This window comes from Streptomyces xingningensis, assembly GCF_054957865.1.
This window is the reverse complement of record NZ_JBDJPF010000070.1, coordinates 18094-32698: the sequence shown is the minus strand read 5'-3', so window position 1 is coordinate 32698 and position 14605 is coordinate 18094. Positions and strand designations below refer to the sequence as shown.

General features: G+C 71.7%; 12 protein-coding genes and 1 riboswitch. Of the genes, 6 read left to right on the top strand and 6 right to left on the bottom strand.

The features are described 5' to 3' along the window. Positions 1 to 82: 82 nt before the first annotated feature. Positions 83 to 1078: an ABC transporter permease gene (locus ABCR83_RS27900; protein WP_462697979.1), complete on the bottom strand. Its 996-nt coding sequence runs from the start codon at positions 1076 to 1078 to the stop codon at positions 83 to 85. A gap of 349 nt (positions 1079 to 1427) precedes the next feature. Next, entirely contained in the window at positions 1428 to 2210 is a 783-nt protein-coding gene (locus ABCR83_RS27895) for an AfsR/SARP family transcriptional regulator (RefSeq protein WP_462697978.1), read from the bottom strand. A gap of 121 nt (positions 2211 to 2331) precedes the next feature. On the opposite strand from ABCR83_RS27895, the gene ABCR83_RS27890 reads away from it, so the two are divergent. Then, on the top strand, positions 2332 to 5568 hold the full coding sequence (locus ABCR83_RS27890; RefSeq protein ID WP_462697977.1) for an AfsR/SARP family transcriptional regulator: 3237 nt from the start codon (positions 2332 to 2334) through the stop codon (positions 5566 to 5568). 57 nt (positions 5569 to 5625) lie between these two features. Here ABCR83_RS27890 and ABCR83_RS27885 read toward each other — a convergent pair whose 3' ends face one another. The 3 genes from ABCR83_RS27885 to ABCR83_RS27875 form a co-directional block, all read right to left on the bottom strand. Continuing rightward, the gene (locus tag ABCR83_RS27885) at positions 5626 to 6408 is read right to left on the bottom strand and encodes an enhanced serine sensitivity protein SseB C-terminal domain-containing protein (protein WP_462697976.1); all 783 of its coding nucleotides are present in this window, start codon (positions 6406 to 6408) and stop codon (positions 5626 to 5628) included. A 90-nt stretch (positions 6409 to 6498) separates the two neighbouring features. Further along, positions 6499 to 7263, bottom strand: coding sequence for an enhanced serine sensitivity protein SseB (locus ABCR83_RS27880; RefSeq protein WP_462697981.1), 765 nt, complete (start codon positions 7261 to 7263; stop codon positions 6499 to 6501). A 39-nt stretch (positions 7264 to 7302) separates the two neighbouring features. After that, complete coding sequence (locus tag ABCR83_RS27875) at positions 7303 to 7980, bottom strand: AAA family ATPase (RefSeq protein WP_462697975.1); 678 nt, start codon at positions 7978 to 7980, stop codon at positions 7303 to 7305. Positions 7981 to 8132: 152 nt separating this feature from the next. Further along, positions 8133 to 8232: riboswitch (glycine riboswitch) on the top strand. A gap of 141 nt (positions 8233 to 8373) precedes the next feature. Here ABCR83_RS27875 and gcvT point away from each other — a divergent pair. The 5 genes from gcvT (at position 8374) to ABCR83_RS27850 (ending at position 13818) form a co-directional block, all read left to right on the top strand. Further along, complete coding sequence (gene gcvT / locus ABCR83_RS27870) at positions 8374 to 9489, top strand: glycine cleavage system aminomethyltransferase GcvT (protein ID WP_462697974.1); 1116 nt, start codon at positions 8374 to 8376, stop codon at positions 9487 to 9489. A 67-nt stretch (positions 9490 to 9556) separates the two neighbouring features. After that, on the top strand, positions 9557 to 9934 hold the full coding sequence (gene gcvH, locus ABCR83_RS27865; RefSeq protein WP_462697973.1) for a glycine cleavage system protein GcvH: 378 nt from the start codon (positions 9557 to 9559) through the stop codon (positions 9932 to 9934). A 34-nt stretch (positions 9935 to 9968) separates the two neighbouring features. Continuing rightward, positions 9969 to 11231 carry a serine hydroxymethyltransferase gene (glyA, locus tag ABCR83_RS27860; RefSeq protein ID WP_462697972.1) on the top strand — a complete coding sequence of 421 codons (1263 nt, stop codon included), beginning with the start codon at positions 9969 to 9971 and terminating at the stop codon, positions 11229 to 11231. Between the two features lie 139 nt (positions 11232 to 11370). Next, positions 11371 to 12753, top strand: coding sequence for an L-serine ammonia-lyase (locus ABCR83_RS27855; protein WP_462697971.1), 1383 nt, complete (start codon positions 11371 to 11373; stop codon positions 12751 to 12753). Positions 12754 to 13041: 288 nt separating this feature from the next. Further along, positions 13042 to 13818 (top strand): helix-turn-helix domain-containing protein, encoded by a 777-nt coding sequence (locus ABCR83_RS27850; RefSeq protein WP_462697970.1) that lies wholly within the window; start codon positions 13042 to 13044, stop codon positions 13816 to 13818. Positions 13819 to 14178: 360 nt separating this feature from the next. Here ABCR83_RS27850 and ABCR83_RS27845 read toward each other — a convergent pair whose 3' ends face one another. Then, entirely contained in the window at positions 14179 to 14589 is a 411-nt protein-coding gene (locus tag ABCR83_RS27845; protein ID WP_462697969.1) for a winged helix-turn-helix transcriptional regulator, read from the bottom strand. Positions 14590 to 14605 lie beyond the last annotated feature (16 nt).

The window sequence follows — 14605 nt, the reverse complement described above, 5'->3', positions numbered from 1 at the left end:
CCAGTACGAGTCTTCCGGCCGGCACGCCGAGAGCACGCACCGGACGCCGCTCCTTTTGGGGCGAACCCTGGCTGACGCGGCACTAGCGCGATCCCTTGGGGTCCAGTGCGTCCCGCACGCCGTCGCCGAGGAGGTTGAACGCCAGCACGGTGATGAAGATGGCGACACCCGGAATGATCATGAAGATCGGGTCGGCCTCATAGGTCTGGACCGCCTTGGAGAGCATCTGTCCCCAGGAGGACGTCGGCGACTTGACGCCGGCGCCGAGGAAGCTCAGGGCGGCCTCGGTGAGCACATTGGTCGGGATCATCAGCGTGGCGTACACGGTGATCGGCGCGACCAGGTTGGGCAGCAGCTCGCGGAAGAGGATGTAGCTCCGCCCCGCGCCCAGGCTGCGCGCCGCCTCGACGTATTCGCGCTCTCTGAGCGACAGCGTCTGCCCGCGGACGATGCGGCCCACATAGGGCCAGCCGAAGAAGCCGATCACCACGATCAGCACGGCCATTCGCACCCCGGTCCCCGACAGTCCCCACAGTTCGTTGGGCACCACGGAGACCAGCGCGATGATGAACAGCAGCTGGGGGAAGGCCAGCAGGGCATCCATGACCCGGCTGATGACGGTGTCGACCCAGCCGCCGAAGTAGCCCGCGATGACGCCCGCGACCGTACCGATCAGCACGGCGACGACCGCGGAGAGGAAGGCGACCAGCAGCGAGACCCGGGCGCCGTAGACGACGCGGCTGAAGACGTCGCGGCCGTTGACCGGCTCGACTCCGAAGAGATAGTCCCCGTTGATGCCGCCCCAGGAACCCTTGGGGGTGCCGAAGAGGGGGTCGATCTGGTCCTCGTGGTAGTCGTTCGGCGGATGGCCGAACCAGTCCACGATGACCGGAGCGAAGATCGCGACCAGGATCAGCAGCAGCACGACGATCCCGCCGCCGAGTGCCCATTTGTCGCGCTTGAGCCGCGTCCAGGCGATGCGCCATGGGGAGCGGCCCTCGATGGCCTTGGCCGGAACACCGGCGTCGGCGACGACCGAAGGTTCGGTCGTGCCGGTATCGGGCAATGGTGCCGTCATCGTTGGGGGACCCCTCTCGACCGGCGAAAAGCCGGGCCACGCCTACCGCTTGAGCGGCTGGTTCACATCACTGGTGCAAGTGGTGCTGTGGTGCGGGAAGTACAAACAGAGCAGGTCGTACACCGTCGAACGCGGAAAACAGACGATGCTTGTTGCGGGAGTCTTCAACGCGTTTGCGATCACCCGCCAGACCTGACCGGCAATGGATGCGCAACCGTGATGTACCGAGCAGGTACCGGGCCAGGATCCGTTATGCGGACACCCGCGTTCGCTGATCGGAGGCAACCCCGGGGAAACCCGGGGCACTTGGTTCCGGTGGTACGGCCGGGGACCCGGCCGACCGGCGCCCTCACTCCATGGGGAGCCGCACTCCCGCCGCGGCAACCAGATCGGGGTCATCGGCCAGGATCGCCTGCTGCAGCCAGCGCACCTCGGCCATCGGCTCGATGCCCAGCTCGGCCACCAGCCTGTCGCGCAGCCGGCGATAGACCTCCAGCGCCTCGCCCCGCCGCCCGCTCCGGTGCAGGGCCAGCATCAACTGGGCGTGCAGGCGCTCCCGCAGGGGGTGCCCGGCGACCAAGTGGCCGAGTTCGTCGACCGCCTCCGCACACCGCCCCAGATCCAGCAGCACGCCCACCCGCTCCTCCCGGACGGACATCCTCAGCTCCTCCAGCCGCGCCGCCTCTCCCTCGGCGAACGGCCCGTCGGTGCCACCCAGCGCGGGGCCCCGCCACAGCGCGAGCGCCTCGTCATACCGGGCGATCGCGGTTTGCGGCCGGCTGTCGGTGTGGGCACGCGCCTGCTCGACCCCGGAGTGGAACATCCGCAGGTCCAGCCGGTCGCTCCCGAGGTCCAGCAGATAGCCGGAGGGCCTGGTGACGATGGGCGCCCTGCGCACCCGGGCGAAGGACCTCCGCAGCTGGGACACCAGGGTGCGCAGCCGGGCCTCCGGCGCGGCGGGCAGCGGCCTCCCCCACACCGCGTCCACCAGGCGGGCGTTGCCCACCGTCGGACCGGGATGCAGCAGGAGCGCGGCGAGCAGGGAACGCTGCTTGCCGCTGAGCGGAACCCGGGCCGGTCCGGCATGGACCTCGACCACACCGAGAACCCGGTACTCCATGTCCGTGTGCATGCTGGCAACCTCCTGTGCGCGTCGTGCCCATGAGGTTTAACAGCGGTTTCCGGCCATCGGCTGGCCAGGCCCTTGCCAAACCCTTGCCAGCCCGGGCGGCGCCTGATCAGGATCACCTGTTATGAACACCGGCGGAATGTGCTTCAAGGTCCTCGGGGGCGTCGATTGGCTGCTGGACGGCGAGTCGCTGCACATCGGCCGGCGCCGGGAACGGCTGCTGCTCGGCCTGCTGTTGCTCGACCCGGGGCGGCCGTTCCGGGTGAACAGACTCCTTGAACTGCTGTGGAACGGGGAAAAACCGCCCGCGAGTTCCCGGAACAGCCTGCAGGTGCACATATCCCGGCTCCGCAGGCGCTTCGCCCAGTCCGGAGCCGCCCAGCATGGCTTCGCCATCTCAAACGGGCCGGAGTCATACGTACTCGAAGGAGACCCCGCCGCCGTCGACCTCCATCGCTTCCGGTCGCTGCTGCACCGGGCCGAGCGGGCCGACCACCCCGCGGAGTGCTCCCAACTGCTCGACCGGGCACTGGCGGAATGGGGCGGTCCGGTGCTGGACGGCAGCGCCTCGGAGGATCTCGTCCGGCGGCTTGGCATCCGCACCGATGAGACACGCCTGTCGGCCGCGCTGCTGCACGCGGAGGCCCGGCTGGCCCTCGGCCTGCACACCACCGTGCACCAGGAACTCGCCGGACTCGCCGTGGACCACCCGCACCATGAACGCCTGGCGACGCTCCGGATGCTCGCCCTTCATCAGTCGGGCCACCGGGACGAGGCATTGCGGGTCTATGAGGAGACCCGGCTCCGGCTGGCCGCGGACCTCGGCCTGGACCCGGGCACCGACCTGCGCAAGGCGCACCAGTCGGTGCTGCACGCCACCCCGCCACCCCCCGGCCTGGACGGAAACCGGTGGCAGAAGCGGGACGTCCTGCCCCGCTCCGGTACCGCGGCCGGCCACCGGCCCCCCGAGTCCCCCCTGCTGTGCGGGCGTTCCCCGGCCGGCACCTTCATCGGCAGGACCCGGGAGCTCGAGCAGCTGGCCGCACTCGCCGAGGAAGCCATGGACGGATCCGGTGTGGTGGCGATCGTCGGCGCCGCCGGGAACGGCAAGACCGCACTGGCCCTGCACTGGGCCCGGCACGGTGAAGCCGCCTTCGAGGACGGGAAGTTGTTCATCGATCTGCGCGGCCACTCCCGGGACAGCCCGCTGAACCCCCCGGAAGCCCAGGCGGTGCTGCTGCGCTCGCTCGGTGTCGACGGGGCGCGGCTGCCGGCCGACGAGACCGAGCTGGCCGAGCTGTACCAACAGACCCTGGCCGGACGCCGGGTCCTCATCGTGCTCGACAACGCCGAGTGCGCCCGGCAGGTGCGTCCGCTGCTGCCCGCCGCCCCCGGCAGCCTGGCCCTGGTCACCAGCCGGAACCGGCTCGGGGCCCTGATCGCCGGCCATGCCGCGGGGGTCCTGACGCTCGGGCCGCTGTCCCCCGGTGACGCCGAGGCGCTGCTGGGCGGGATCATCGGCTCCGGCCGGGCCGCCGATGAGCCCGGGGCCGTCTCGGACCTCGTCCTGCTCTGCGGCCGCTCGCCCCTCGCGCTGCGGATCACCGCGGCCAACCTCACCATGCATCCGCGGTGCCGGATCGCCGACTACGCCGTCCTGGTCCGCTCCGGGGATCCGCTGGAGGGCCTGGCCGTGCAGGGCGATCCCGACTCCGCGGTGCGCCCGGCCTTCGAGCTCTCCTACCGACGGCTGGCGCCCGCGGTGCGCAGGCTGTTCCGGCTGCTGGGGCTGCTGCCCGGCTCGTCCACCACGGTGACGGCGGCGGCCGCGCTCGCCGGGCTGTCCCGCGCCGAGACCTCCCGGCTCCTGGACACGCTGTTCGCCGAACACCTGGTGGAGCCCGATGGCTGCGGCCGCTTCCAACTGCACGACCTGATCCGCCAGTACGCCGGCTCGCTCGCCGAGGCGGAGGAGCCGGCCGGGGACCGGTCGGCCGCCCGGCGCCGGCTGCTGCGCTGGTACCTGGCCACCGCCGACGCGGCGGCCCGCACCCTGTACCCGCAGATACTCCGCCTCAAGCTGCCGCCCGACGACGACCCGGCCGGGATTCCGCCCGCCGTGGAGTTCAACGGCCCGCAGGAGGCGGCGGCTTGGCTCGATGCCGAGTTCCCGGATCTGATCGCGCTGATCGCCGCCGCCACCGCCGTCGGCACCACGGACCCGGCCGGCTGGTTCCTCGCCGATGCGCTGCGCGGCTACTTCTGGATGCACCGGAGATCCGGGAGCTGGCAGGCCACCGCCCGGGCGGCCCTGGAGGCCGCCGAGCGCGCCCATGACCCGCGTGGTCAGGCCACCGGGCACCAGAGCCTGGGGCTCGCCTGCTTCACCGTCGGCAGGACCGGCCAGAGCGTGCGTCACTTCGAGCGGGCGCTGAGCCTGGCCCGGGACGCCGGATGGCGGGAGTACGAGGCCGCGACCCTGTCGAACCTCGCCGGGATCCTCGCGGACCTCGGCGACCTGAACCGCGCCGCCGCGCACTACACCGAGGCCCTCGCGATCATCAGGGCGCTGGGGCACGGCCGTTGGCAGGCTCCCACGCTGCAGGGGCTGAGCAGCACGCTGCACAGCCTGGGGCAGTTGGCGGAGGCGGACCGGCTGGGCCGCCGGGCGCTGACCTGCTGCCAGGAGATCGGCGCCACCGACGCCGCGGCCAGGGCACGCAATTCCCTCGCGCTGATCGCCTCCGACCTGGGGCGCCCGGAGGAGGCCCGGCGGCTCGCGGAGGAAGCCCGCCAGGCGTTCCGGGCGCTGGGCAATCTCGCCGGTGAGGCGGAGGCGCTGAGCCAACTCGCGCTGGTCGCCTGTGAGACGGGAGACGGACGGGAGGCCCTGCGGCACGGCCTTGCCGCGCTGAAGGCCGGGCGGACCGCCGGACGGCCGCGGTCGGCCTTCACCGCGTCGTTCGCCCTGGGCCACGCGCGCCACCGGCTCCGGCAATTCGACCGGGCCCTGGAGCACTTCCGGGCGGCCGGCCGGACCGCCGAGGAGATCGGCTACCGCAAGGGGCACACCATGGCCCTGCTGGGGTGCGCCGTCTCCGCCACCCGCCTCGGCGGGCTGCCGGAGGCGCTGGCCTACACCGACCGGGCGCTGGCGCTGGCCCGGGCATCACGGCTGGGGATACAGGAGGGCCAGGCGCACGCGGTCGCCGCACTGGCCCACGCGGAGGGCGGCGGGCACGAGGCGGCGTCGTCCTCCCGGCGACTCGCCCTGGACATCTACACGGCGACCGGCTACCGCCCCTCGCGATCGCCCTTCGCCCTGACCTGGCCGGACCGGACCTGGCCCGACCTGACCTGACCTGGCAAAACCCCTCGGGCACCTGAGAGTTCGGGCACCTGACCGGGCGGACACCCCCTACCCCGGTCCCTGCGGATACCCGTATCCCGCCGCGGGAGCGGGCGAGGGGACCCGGTGTCCCGTCTGCTCGTAGAAGGGCCGGGTGTTCGCCCGCATCCACATGGCGACCGGATCGTACTCGTCCGACATCGCCACCGTGGACACCGGCACCCCCTCCGGCAGCGCACCGATCGACTGACGCATCATCAACCGCACCGCTTCCACGGTGGCCTGGGAGGTGTCGTACAGATCCAGACCGATCGCCAGATACTCGGCCCCCAGCGCCGGGCGCACCCATGCACGGCGCAGCGCCCGCACCGCGGGGGTGCGCTGGGCGTGGTGGGCGAGCAGCTCGTAGAACCGCGGGGCGTCGCCCTGGCCGGCGGCCGGTTCGCTCAGCCGCAGCGGCCCGGCGGGCAGCCGGTCCAGGCCGCCGGTGATCCGGCGCAGGTCGAGCCAGGGGATGCCGACGCCGCCGCCGGGCGCATGCGGGTTGAGCCACAGGCCCCAGCGGCCGGGGTAGAGGGAGGCGGCCAGGGCACGGCCGGGGACGATCTCGTGGGCGCGGTTCCAGCCGCTGGCGGCGAGCTCGGCGGGCGAGGTCACACAGGGGGCGTAGCCCAGGCCGTCGACCTCCATGTTTCCGTACTGGGCGTCGGGCGAGCCCGCCTGGCCGTGCCACAGGAGCATCCAGATCCGGTCCTCGGCGACGGCATGCAGCAGCGCCTCATAGGCGTCGTACCGCCCGGGCGCCACTTGGCGCAGCACCTGCTCCACGCCGCTCTCCGCGCCCGCGCTCACCTGGGTCCGCCCCTTCTCCCGGCCGTTTCCGCCGCGCGGCCCGCGCGGTCGTCCAACCAGCTTACGAGGCGACGGCTGACAGGGCAGCGGTCACCGGTCACGGTCGTAGAACGGCCGGACCCGGGTCAGCATCCAGTCGGCGACCGGGTCCTGGGCGACGTCGAGGAAGACCAGCTGTACGGGCCAGGGCACCGGGACCGACCCGAGCGCGCGGCCGAGGGCGGCCAGGGCGGCGGCGCGGCTCTCGTCGTCGGGGAGGTCGAGTTCGACGCCGACGAACAGGGCCGGCGCTCCGCCCTCGACGGAGGCCAGCGCCCGGCGCGCGGTGCGGACCGGCGGGACGGAGCCGAACTCGAGCCCGGCGGCGGCGAGGAAGGCGGTGGGCTCGTCCTGCCAGTCGGGCTGGTGGAGGCGTACCCGGCCGCCGGTGGGCTCCCCCTCGAGGCGGGTGCGGCCGGTCCGGCACAGCTCGGCCACGGCGGCGGGCGGCAGCGGCACCGCGACGGTGCCCTCGGGGTTGACCACGATGCCCACCTGCGGCGGCAGTCCGCGGGCGAACTCGACGGCGGGTGCCACGGTGCGGGGCATCCGGTCCCCGGCGACATGCCGGAACTGCTCCTCGGAGCTGAAGACGGGCACATAGGCCGCGCCGCCGATTTCCAGCGTGGGCAGGTCCAGGTCGGGGTCGGCGGGCCCGCCGCCGTTCGGCAGCGGGATCCACAGCGCGCTGCGGCCGAGCGCCTCGACGATGCGCGGGCCCGCGTCGGGCACGCCCAGCGAGGCGGCGAGGACCTCTTCGAGGGCATTGGCGGGCCATCTGGGGGCTCCGCCCCGGTACTGCTCGGGGATGCTCATCTGTTCCAACCGCCGTCTCGTCACAACCGCACCCGCACCTTAACGGCTGGGCCCGGCCGGGCCGCTGGGCGGGTCGCCGGGCTCCGCGCGGCCGCGGCCTGACGCGGGGTCGGCAGCGCGCGCTCCGGTGCCGCCGAAGCCGACCGTCCGCAGGGCGTCCGCCCCCGCCCGGTCCAGCAGGACCGCCGAGGCCGTGCCCGGCGGCGGCCTGCCGCCGGACACCTGGGCGACCAGGCGCGTCACCGCGCGCCGGTGACGCGCGAACGCGTACGCCGACACCGTCCTCCCCCGCGCCGCCTGCCCGGCCAGCGCGGTCTCCGGCTCCACCACCAGCAACAGCAGATGCATGGCCGTGTCCCGCCGCCGCGCCTCCCGCGCGAGCATCCGCCGCACCAGGCTGAACCGCCCGCTGTCGTGCACCACCGCGCTGGTGCCCGAGCGCAGCACCCGCCGCAGGACCAGGTAGTGCGCCAGCCGCACCAGTGGACGGTAGAGGCCGTACGGCAGCGGCAGCCACGGCGGGATCAGGCGCTCCAGCCGCCTCCGGGTGTCCTGCGAGTCCACGCCATGGACGGACCCGGACACCACCCGCCGCATCAGTGTCGTCTTGCCGCTGCCCGGCAGCCCGGAGACCACCAGCAGATCACCGGGCGCATACCGCAGCTCCCCGGGGAGCCGGGCCGCACCGCGCAGGTCCATTACCTCCGGCCCACGCATCGAGATCACCTCTCTCCACCGCCCGGTCCAGAACGTTCCCCCGGAAAGGCAAAGCGAAGGCGAAAGAAATTGATGGCCCTCGGGCGGTCCGTCGCACGCCCGTACGTGCAATGATGTGCGCGCCGAATGGCGCCAACTGCATACCGGCCGCTCGAATCCGCGCGGGAGAGTCCCGGCCGCACGCTGTGCGCCGGGCGCCGAAGGAGCAAGTTCCTCCCTTGAATCTCTCAGGCCCCGCACCGCGTGGATGAGGCAGATCTGAAAAGCGGGCCGCCATGCGCGGTCCCACCCAAGGTGCAAGCCGGAGCCCGCACCGGGCTTTCGGTGAACCTCTCAGGTTCCGATGACAGATGGGGAGGCCGATCTTCGCGACGTCTGCCCGGGAGCCCATCCATGACCGCTGTCCCCCGCCGCACTGCCCTTGATTCGCTGCACCGCGCGCTGGGCGCCACCATGACCGACTTCGCGGGCTGGGACATGCCCCTGCGCTATGGCAGCGAGCGTGACGAGCATCTCGCCGTCCGCGAGCGCGCCGGGCTCTTCGACCTCTCGCACATGGGCGAGATCACCCTCACCGGCCCCCAGGCCGGGCAGGCCCTGGACCACGCGCTGGTCGGCAACCTCTCCGCGCTGGCGGTCGGCCGCGCCCGCTACACCATGATCTGCGACGCCGAGGGCGGCATTCTGGACGACCTGATCGTCTACCGCCTGGGCGAAGCGGAGTACCTGGTGGTGGCCAACGCCTCCAACGCCCAGGTGGTGCTGGACGCGCTCACCGAACGGGCCACGGGCTTCGACACCGAGGTGCGCGACGACCGCGACGGCTACGCCCTCATCGCGGTCCAGGGCCCCGCCGCCCCCGGCATCCTGGCCTCCGTCACCGACGCCGACCTGGACGGCCTGAAGTACTACGCGGGCCTGCCCGGCACGGTCGCGGGCGTGCCCGCGCTCATCGCCCGTACCGGCTACACCGGCGAGGACGGCTTCGAGCTGTTTGTCGCACCCGGCGACGCCGAGAAGCTGTGGCAGGCACTGACCGAGGCGGGGGCCGAAGCGGGCCTGGTGCCCTGCGGACTCTCCTGCCGGGACACCCTGCGCCTGGAGGCGGGCATGCCGCTGTACGGACACGAGCTGACCACGGCGACCACGCCGTTCGACGCGGGGCTCGGCCGGGTCGTGAAGTTCGACAAGCCCGGCGACTTCGTCGGCCGCGCGGCGCTCGAGGCCGCGGCCGAGCGCGCCGAGACCGCCCCACCCCGCAAGCTGGTCGGCCTGATCGCCACCGGCCGCCGGGTGCCGCGCGCCGGGTATCCGGTGGTCGCGGGCGGCGAGATCATCGGCGAGGTCACCTCGGGCGCCCCCTCCCCCACGCTGGGCAAGCCGATCGCGATCGCCTATGTGGACGCGTCCCACGCCGCGCCCGGCACGGCGGGCGTGGCCGTGGACATCCGCGGCAGCCACGAGCCGTACGAGGTGGTGGCCCTGCCCTTCTACCGGCGGGCCCGCTGAACCCCACTCATCTCACTCCGCAAGACCCCTTGCACAAGCATCCCGGTACGTACAGGAGAATCGACCCATGAGCAACCCCCAGCAGCTGCGCTACACCAAGGAGCACGAGTGGCTGTCGGCCGCCGACGAGAACGGCATCTCGACGGTCGGCATCACCGAGTTCGCGGCCAACGCGCTCGGTGACGTCGTCTACGCCCAGCTCCCCGAGGTGGGCAGCACGGTCTCCGCGGGCGAGACCTGTGGCGAGCTGGAGTCGACCAAGTCGGTCAGCGACCTGTACGCCCCGGTCACGGGTGAGGTCACCGCGGCCAATCAGGACGTCGTGGACGACCCCGCGCTGGTGAACTCCGCCCCCTTCGAGGGCGGCTGGCTGTTCAAGGTGAAGATCACGGACGAGCCGGCGGACCTGCTGTCCGCCGACGAGTACACGGACTTCGCCGGCTGACCCTGCCTCCCTCCTCCCCGTCCAGGAAGAACTCATGTCGCTTCTCAACAGCTCCCTCCATGAGCTCGACCCCGCCGTCGCCGCCGCCGTCGACGCCGAACTCCACCGCCAGCAGTCCACCCTCGAGATGATCGCCTCGGAGAACTTCGCTCCGGTCGCCGTCCTGGAGGCCCAGGGCTCGGTCCTCACCAACAAGTACGCCGAGGGCTACCCGGGCCGCCGCTACTACGGCGGCTGTGAGCACGTCGACGTCGTCGAGCAGATCGCCATCGACCGGGTCAAGGCGCTGTTCGGCGCCGAGCACGCCAATGTCCAGCCGCACTCCGGCGCGCAGGCCAACGCTGCCGCGATGTTCGCGCTGCTCAACCCCGGCGACACCATCCTGGGTCTGAACCTCGCCCACGGCGGGCACCTCACCCACGGCATGAAGATCAACTTCTCCGGCAAGCTCTACCACGTGGTCGCCTACCACGTCGACGAGCGGACCAGCCTGGTCGACATGGAGGAGGTCGAGCGCCTCGCCAAGGAGCACCGCCCGAAGCTGATCGTCGCCGGCTGGTCCGCCTACCCCCGTCAGCTGGACTTCGCGGCCTTCCGCCGGATCGCCGACGAGGTCGGCGCGTACCTGATGGTCGACATGGCCCACTTCGCGGGCCTGGTCGCCGCCGGGCTGCACCCGAACCCGGTGCCGCACGCGCAGGTGGTCACCACCACCACCCACAAGACGCTGGGCGGCCCGCGCGGCGGTGTGATCCTCTCCACGGCCGAGCTGGCCAAGAAGATCAACTCCGCGGTCTTCCCCGGTCAGCAGGGCGGCCCGCTGGAGCATGTGATCGCGGCCAAGGCGGTCTCCTTCAAGATCGCGGCGAGCGAGGAGTTCAAGGAGCGCCAGCGGCTCACCCTGGAGGGCGCCCGGATCCTGGCCGAGCGCCTGACCCAGGACGACGTCAAGCAGGCCGGCGTCGCCGTCCTCTCCGGCGGCACGGACGTCCACCTGGTCCTGGTCGACCTGCGCAACTCCGAGCTGGACGGCCGGCAGGCCGAGGACCGCCTCCACGAGGTCGGCATCACGGTCAACCGCAACGCCATCCCGAACGACCCGCGGCCCCCGATGGTCACCTCGGGCCTGCGCATCGGCACCCCCGCGCTGGCCACCCGCGGCTTCACCACGGAGGACTTCCGCGAGGTCGCCGACATCATCGCCGAGGCGCTCAAGCCGTCCTGCAACACCGAGACCCTGCGCGGCCGCGTCACCGCCCTGGTGGCCAAGCACCCGCTGTACCCCGGACTGAAGTAACGACTTGGCCGTAAGCCCCCGCCCACCCCTTGGGACGGGGCAACCCGTTGGTGCGGGGCACCAGGCACACTGAGAGGTGGGCCCGGTGCCCCGCACCATGTGACCCTCCGCACCACCGACCCCCCGAGGAGCTGCCACCGTGGCCATCTCCGTATTCGATCTCTTCTCGATCGGCATAGGCCCGTCCAGCTCCCACACGGTGGGCCCGATGCGCGCCGCCCGGATGTTCGCGGGCCGCCTGAAGAAGGACGGCCTGCTCGCGCAGACCACCTCCGTCAGAGCCGAGCTCTTCGGCTCCCTCGGCGCCACCGGCCATGGCCATGGCACCCCCAAGGCCGTCCTGCTCGGCCTCGAGGGCCACTCGCCCCGCACCGTCGATGTGGAGACCGCCGACGACGAGGTCACGCGCATCCGCACCACCAAACGGCTGCGCCTGCTCGGCGCCGAGATCGGCTCCGCCCACGAGATCGACTTCGACGAGCCCGCCCAGCTGATCCTGCACCGCCGCCGGTCCCTGCCGTACCACGCCAACGGCATGACCCTCTTCGCCTACGACGAGAGCGGCGCACCCCTGCTGGAGAAGACCTACTACTCGGTCGGCGGCGGCTTCGTCATCGACGAGGACGCGGTCGGCGCGGACCGGATCGTCCTCGACGACACCGTCCTGAAGTACCCCTTCCGCACCGGCGACGAGCTGCTGCGCCTCTCCCGCGAGACCGGCCTGTCCATCTCCGCCCTGATGCTGGAGAACGAGAAGGCCTGGCGCACCGAGGCCGAGATCCGCGAGGGCCTGCTGGAGATCTGGCGGGTGATGCAGGCCTGCGTCTCGCGCGGCATGTCCCGCGAGGGCATCCTCCCCGGCGGCCTCAAGGTCCGCCGCCGCGCCGCCCATTCGGCCCGCCAGCTGCGCGCCGAGGGCGACCCCAAGGCCCATGCGATGGAGTGGATCACCCTCTACGCCATGGCCGTCAACGAGGAGAACGCCGCCGGCGGCCGCGTCGTCACCGCCCCCACCAACGGCGCCGCCGGCATCATCCCGGCCGTTCTGCACTACTACATGAACTTTGTTCCCGGCGCGGATGAGGACGGGGTCGTCCGCTTCCTCCTCGCCGCCGGCGCCATCGGCATGCTCTTCAAGGAGAACGCCTCCATCTCCGGCGCCGAGGTCGGCTGCCAGGGCGAGGTCGGCTCCGCCTGCTCCATGGCCGCCGGCGGTCTGGCCGAGGTTCTGGGCGGCAGCCCCGAACAGGTCGAGAACGCCGCCGAGATCGGCATGGAGCACAACCTCGGCCTCACCTGCGACCCGGTCGGCGGCCTGGTCCAGATCCCCTGCATCGAGCGCAACGGCATGGCCTCGGCCAAGGCCGTCACCGCGGCCCGGATGGCCCTGCGGGGCGACGGCCGCCACCATGTCTCCCTCGACAAGGTCATCAAGACCATGAAGGAGACGGGCGCGGACATGAAGGTCAAGTACAAGGAGACGGCACGGGGCGGCCTCGCGGTCAACGTCATCGAGTGCTGACGGGCCGGGAGACGCACTGAAAAACGGCCGCCGTTCCCCTTGTTGAGCACGGGGGGACGGCGGCCGTGGCGTCAACTCCGCCCGGTCTGCCGCCCAGATGCACCGGCAACACGGACCGCCCGACGCAGGACACCCCCATGGCACCCGCCCGGAGCCGTCACCACGGAATCCGCGCACCCCAGATCTCGGCCAACTACAGTGCGAGTTCCAAGTGATTGGTGGGAATGAAGGGACGCCAGGGACATGGACATAGTGAATGGTAACTGGCGAAGACAGTCCAATGTGTCCGTGATCCAGCCACCTCACCCCGCGCTCTCCGCCTATGTCTCGGCGTATCTGGGCTACGACGAGCACATAGGCCCCCCAGTGCGACGAAGAATCGTCGCCACCGCCGCCCCGATCATCCTGATCGACTTCAAGCCCGTCGGCCGTCGCGCCATAGAGGAGGACGCCGCCCGCCGGGGCCCCACCATGGACAACCCGGTCTACGGCCTCATCGGCAGCCCCGGCGAGATGGAGGTCAGCGGCCACCACTTCGGCGTCGGGATCCTCCTGACGCCCCCGGGTGCCTTTGCGCTCCTGGGCATCCCGATGTACGAACTGGCCAACGGCTGGTGCCGGTTGAGCGAGCTGTCCCAGTCCGTGCACTTGCGGTGGATCGCCCCCCGCCTGGCCTCGGCAAGCGACTGGCCCATCCGCTTCAAGCTGCTCGACGAGCTGCTCCTCGACCGCATCACCCGGTGCCGCGAACCGTCGTGCGTCGCGGTGGCGGCATGGCGCGACCTTGAGGCGTCCGCCGGACGGATACCGGTCTGCCGTCTTGCCGACAAGGTGGGCGTCAGCAGGCGTCGCCTGGAGGCGCTGTTCCAGGAACAGGTCGGTTGCGCGCCGAAGACGGCAGCCCGGATCCTACGGTTCCGCACGGCTCTTGCCCTGATCACCGATGACGCCCGGAGCGGCCGCGCCCTCGCGGCGGTCGCCGAGCATTGCGGCTACTCCGACCAGGCCCATCTCTCCCGCGAGGTACGCACGTTCGCCGGAGTCCCGCCGAGCCGTCTGCGCTGATGGCTACGAACCGTTCCTTGGCAGTGAGCGGGAGTGAGTCCGTCTCTCTGGCGCGCCCCGAACGGTGTTGGGCGTACTGGTCGTCCGCTTTCGCAGCCGGGCGGTGACACGGATCCTGTCCGTGGTCCGGTCCGGAAGGGCGGAGTCCCTCACGACCTGGCCAGTGGATATGGTCAGAGGCGACGGGGAGGCCCTGAACCATCTCTCTGGTGGAGCAGGGGCCCCGCACGCTGGCACCACACCCGGCGTCCCAGATCACACGACAACGCTATCCCGGCCCGCCCAGGGCACCGCAAGCCCAGAAGCCGACCATCACACGATCGTGTTAAGCCTGCCTCGCACACACTTCCCAGCGTGCAGTTACCCACCCCCGAGCAGCGCCGCCGCCTTCCCGCCCGCATCCGCCTCGTCATACCGCACCCGGGCCCGGGTGATCGATCCACGGTGCCGCTCGGCCCAGCCCACCAGTCCGGTGAGCGTGGAGTGCAGTTCGCGCGCCATCGGTGTGAGGCTGTACTCCACCTTGGGCGGCACCGTGGGGTGGACGGTACGGATGAGCAGGCCGTCGCGTTCGAGCTTGCGCAGGTTCAGGGTGAGCATGCGACGGCTGATGCCCTTGACGGCGCGCTCCAACTCGGTGAACCGCACCGGGCCCTGGGCGGCGGCGACGATGATGCCGATGCTCCACTTGCCCGCGACGTGATCGAGCACCTCGGTGATCGGACAGGCCTCATTGACCTGGTCGGACACATCGCTGTGACTGTGTGACACGAAAGTGCCTCCTTCC